This is a genomic window from Microcystis sp. M090S1 (assembly GCF_020246295.1).
Classification (GTDB): domain Bacteria; phylum Cyanobacteriota; class Cyanobacteriia; order Cyanobacteriales; family Microcystaceae; genus Microcystis; species Microcystis aeruginosa.
In genome coordinates, this window is the sequence record NZ_JADBTF010000286.1 from 1 (window position 1) to 3922 (window position 3922).

Consider the following 3922-nt stretch of genomic DNA (forward strand, 5'->3'; position numbering starts at 1 on the left):
ACCTAATTTTCAGGGAAAAAGTCCCGGAATTTTCCCCCCGATCCCCGCAATGGCTGGCACTTTTTGAGGGGAAAAAAGTCCAAAAGTCTTATCCAACAAGGTTTTTAGATTTATTCAGCAAGCCCTACTTAAACAAAATGGCAATGCTTCAACAGAGCGCCTTCAAGTAGGGGATAATATTCTTTTTCGGAGATAGTATAGGCCCCAAATCTAGCCAGATGGGGATTTTGCATTTGGGCATCAAATAGACAGAAATCCCGTTCTCTAAGGTGTTCGACTAACTTGACCATGGCTACCTTAGAACCATCGGGAATTTTATAGAACATCGATTCCCCGATAAAAACCCCGCGAATTGCTAAACCTAAAATCCCTCCCGCTAATTGATCCCCTTGCCAAGTCTCGAAACTGTAGGCCCAACCGGCCTGGTGTAATTGCTGATAGATTTGCATTAACTCCGGGGAAATCCAAGTCAGCGAGCGATCGGCACAACCGGCACAAACCCCAGCAAAATCGCGGTTAATAGCCACGCTAAAGCGATTTTGATTCAAAACTCGTTTTAGGGACTTGGGATACCTAAAACGCCGATCAAGAGGGATAAGAGCGCGATTTTTACTAGAATACCAATCCAATCGCCCCCCCTCATCGGCCATGAGAAAGTAACCGCGTGCGTATCCTTGTATAATAGATGCGGTATCCACGACTCCCCCCAAGAATTCAGTCTCGTAGCCTGATAATTCTCTAATTATGCCTGATCATCCCCCACCAATTCCGCCCATTACTTTACCACCGATCGAAAATCCCCAACAGGAACAAACTTGGCTGCGCACCGCTTTGCATCGTTGGTTAGATGCGGAATTTATTCCCGAAGCTATTAATGAAACTATCGCTGAACGCGCTAGTCAAATTTTTCTGCGTCAGCGTTTGGAAGGGGAAAACGATCTCGGTAGCTTGGTGATTGCGATCGTTACCGAGATGCAAGCTTTTGATTTTCGCGAAAGTTTTTATAGTGAATTCGCCATCGCTAACGCCGTCAGTGATTTAATTTTAGATAGTTTAGGGATCGATCGCTGTTGTGGGCAAAGTTAGACAGTTTTTCTCCGCTATTGGAGTTTAATTTCTATTAGCGGTCCTGCTAATTTTTCTGTACGAATAGGGTATTGCTCATTTAAGAAGTTAACAAAATCTTCTTCGGGATGTGCCACGACGATATTACTGTAGTTTTGGGCTAATTCCTTGAGATTGAGTTTTTGCCGCCAGGATTCCACATCGCCATCCTGAAATAATTGAAACTTAACTTGATCGTTAACTAAATAGGATAATGCCAAAAAGAAACTAGGGGTATTATCGCTGATAACTATCGGCTTGGTCATGGAGTTTAAAACAGGGGCGATTTCTAGATTAGCTCCACTGGCTGTACCTCTTTGATCGTCTAAACCCGCATCAGAAGTTAACCCGAGAAATACACCTGATACTATACCTAGTAGCAGGAAAATTAGCAAGATTTGTTGTCCTAAATAGTGAAGCCAATTTTTTGGGGACTTTGAGCCGATATAACTGGCAATCAGGTACGATATAGCCATCTGCATTCCCAGAAAAACCGGTATATAATATCTGGCTTGTAGGGAGCGGATCGATGGTGTTAATAAGTCAGGTACAATTTGAAACAGTGTAGGAACAACAATCAAAGTTATTAGGAATAACCAAACTTTCGGCGAAGTGTATCGGATGAGATGGTAAAGAGAATAGATCGCTAATAATAAAATTAATAGATGAAAAGCCGATTCTAATCTGCCTTGGCGGTGAAAGAAATCCACGAATACATGGCCAGTATGACGGAATAAGGTTTGAGATATTTCGATGATATTAGTTTGAAACTGTCGATAGTACCGATTATTGCGATCAATTTTGTCTAGGTTGCTAAAAATCACGAATAGCCAAGGGCTAAATAAAACTAAGCTGCCAACAGCTGCCAATATATAGCTAACAACTGTTCTTGTAATTTTCAATCTCTCTAGAAGAATCACATATAAAGCTTGGGCGATGGCGACGGTAGCAGAAAATAAATGAGTATAAAAAGTCAAGGCTAAACTCAGGCTATACCAGAGCCAACTTTTAAGCGTATGTTTACGGATTGCTCGTAAAAGAGCAATTCCTGATAAAAGAATTGTCAATGTCCAGAGACTATACTGGGTGGTATTTTGAGCCACAAGCATCTGAAAGGGAGAAACAGCGAATAAAGCGATCGCTATCCAGCCTGTTAGGGAGGAATCGAACAATTCTAGGCATAACCAATAAAGGCAAGGAATGACTAAGATGCTTAAGAAAATCGAGAAAGTTCTGGCGGAATTTTAGATGGGGATTAACTGCATCCAGAAGCGCGCTGACAAATGGTATAGGGGAGGATGTTCTGGATTCCCCATCATAGAGCGCAAGGCATCGGATAGAGAGCGTTCGGAATGAGGATGTTGAAAATATTGTAGGTCTTTCCTGTCAATAATTTCACCGTTGAAAGCCTGCTCCCGCACATCTTGAGTCGTGTATCCCGAAAAACGCATGATACTTCTAACTTCATCGGCACTATAGACTTTTTGCTCTAAATTGAAAAATCGTAATCCCACACCGATTACTAAAATAGTGATAATCAAAAACTTTCCCAAATTAGCGGCTGATCGAGTAGGTAGATATTTTTTCTGATCCATCATAAGTTTATTTGTCCGTAGGTCATCAATCAACAAGAATTAATTGATAGTTGTTTTAAAAGTTTAATTGATTTCCAACCCAGCGATCTCAGCGATCGTGTAGGCTGGTCTGCCCTTAACTTCTTCGTAAATTCGCCCGATGTATTCCCCTAATATGCCGATACCAATCAATTGTACTGAACCCAAGAAAAACACAGCGATCAAGATAGTAGCTAAACCGGTAACGGGAGAGTCGGGTTGCTGCAGTCGCCAGTAGAGAACCAGTAAAGCCATAAACAGGGCAATTAAAGCGGAAAATAAGCCTAAATAAGTGGAAATACGCAGGGGAATCTTAGAAAAAGACACCAAGCTATTAATCGCTAAAGCTAGGGATTTTTTAAAAGTGTATTTGACTTCGCCAGCAAACCGGGGATCCCGCTCAAATTTAACAGCAGTTTGTCGGAAACCAATCCAAGCGCGCAAACCGCGAATATAACGATTCCGTTCTGGCATAGAATTTAATACTTCCACCACCTGACGATCCATCAGACAAAAATCCCCCGTGTCCGCAGGGATATCCACGTCGGCTAATTGTCGCAGCAATCTATAGAAAACGTAGGCAGTTAGGCGTTTAAACCAACTTTCTTTTTTCCGTTTTGTTCTCTGGGCGTAAACCACATGATAACCGGCTTGCCAAGACTCAATCATTTTGGGAATCAATTCCGGTGGATCTTGCAAGTCGGCATCGAGGACAACAATAACTTGACCCCTAGCGAAATTGAGTCCCGCCGTTACTGCTGCCTGATGGCCAAAGTTACGAGCAAAGCTAATGTAACAGACCCTAGCATCTCTTTCCTGTAGTTCCCGCATTAATTTTAAGGATCGGTCCCGACTGCCATCATTAATCAGAATCAGTTCCACAGAATCATCTAAACTATCCATGACGTCACTGACACGACGATAGAGTTCTGGAATGCTTTCTTCCTCGTTATAAATCGGAATAATTAGCGAGTATTTCGGCATTTTCGAGAGATTGAACGGACAAAAGCCGTGTTTTTATGGCGGCTGCTAAGCTAAATATTCTGCCAAAGTATCGCTTTTGTCAACTTAATAGATTACTGCTAAGCTGCATTGCATTTAAACTGCAGCAATGAAAGGGAGGCGATTTCAGCAATTCTCATTTTAAAAAGTAACAAGTGATACAGACAGAAACAAAGCTTTAAGCAAGCTACAAAATGCGCTCC

At 42.0% G+C, this 3922-nt stretch carries 4 protein-coding genes and 1 pseudogene; 1 reads left to right on the plus strand and 4 read right to left on the minus strand.

The genetic code is table 11. The features are described 5' to 3' along the window. Positions 1-128: 128 nt before the first annotated feature. Complete coding sequence (gene aat / locus IM477_RS12510; RefSeq protein WP_287731993.1) at positions 129-710, minus strand: leucyl/phenylalanyl-tRNA--protein transferase; 582 nt, start codon at positions 708-710, stop codon at positions 129-131. A gap of 34 nt (positions 711-744) precedes the next feature. On the opposite strand from aat, the gene IM477_RS12515 reads away from it, so the two are divergent. Further along, positions 745-1086 (plus strand): DUF8822 family protein, encoded by a 342-nt coding sequence (locus IM477_RS12515; protein ID WP_004162710.1) that lies wholly within the window; start codon positions 745-747, stop codon positions 1084-1086. 14 nt (positions 1087-1100) lie between these two features. Here the strand turns inward: IM477_RS12515 and IM477_RS12520 are convergent. From IM477_RS12520 to IM477_RS12530, 3 genes and pseudogenes are all read right to left on the minus strand, one after another. Further along, a pseudogene (locus tag IM477_RS12520) lies at positions 1101-2333 on the minus strand (glycosyltransferase family 39 protein); the annotation flags it as partial. Positions 2334-2348: 15 nt separating this feature from the next. After that, positions 2349-2702 carry a glycosyltransferase family 39 protein gene (locus IM477_RS12525; RefSeq protein WP_287731995.1) on the minus strand — a complete coding sequence of 118 codons (354 nt, stop codon included), beginning with the start codon at positions 2700-2702 and terminating at the stop codon, positions 2349-2351. A gap of 60 nt (positions 2703-2762) precedes the next feature. Beyond that, entirely contained in the window at positions 2763-3701 is a 939-nt protein-coding gene (locus IM477_RS12530; RefSeq protein ID WP_287731996.1) for a glycosyltransferase family 2 protein, read from the minus strand. Positions 3702-3922 lie beyond the last annotated feature (221 nt).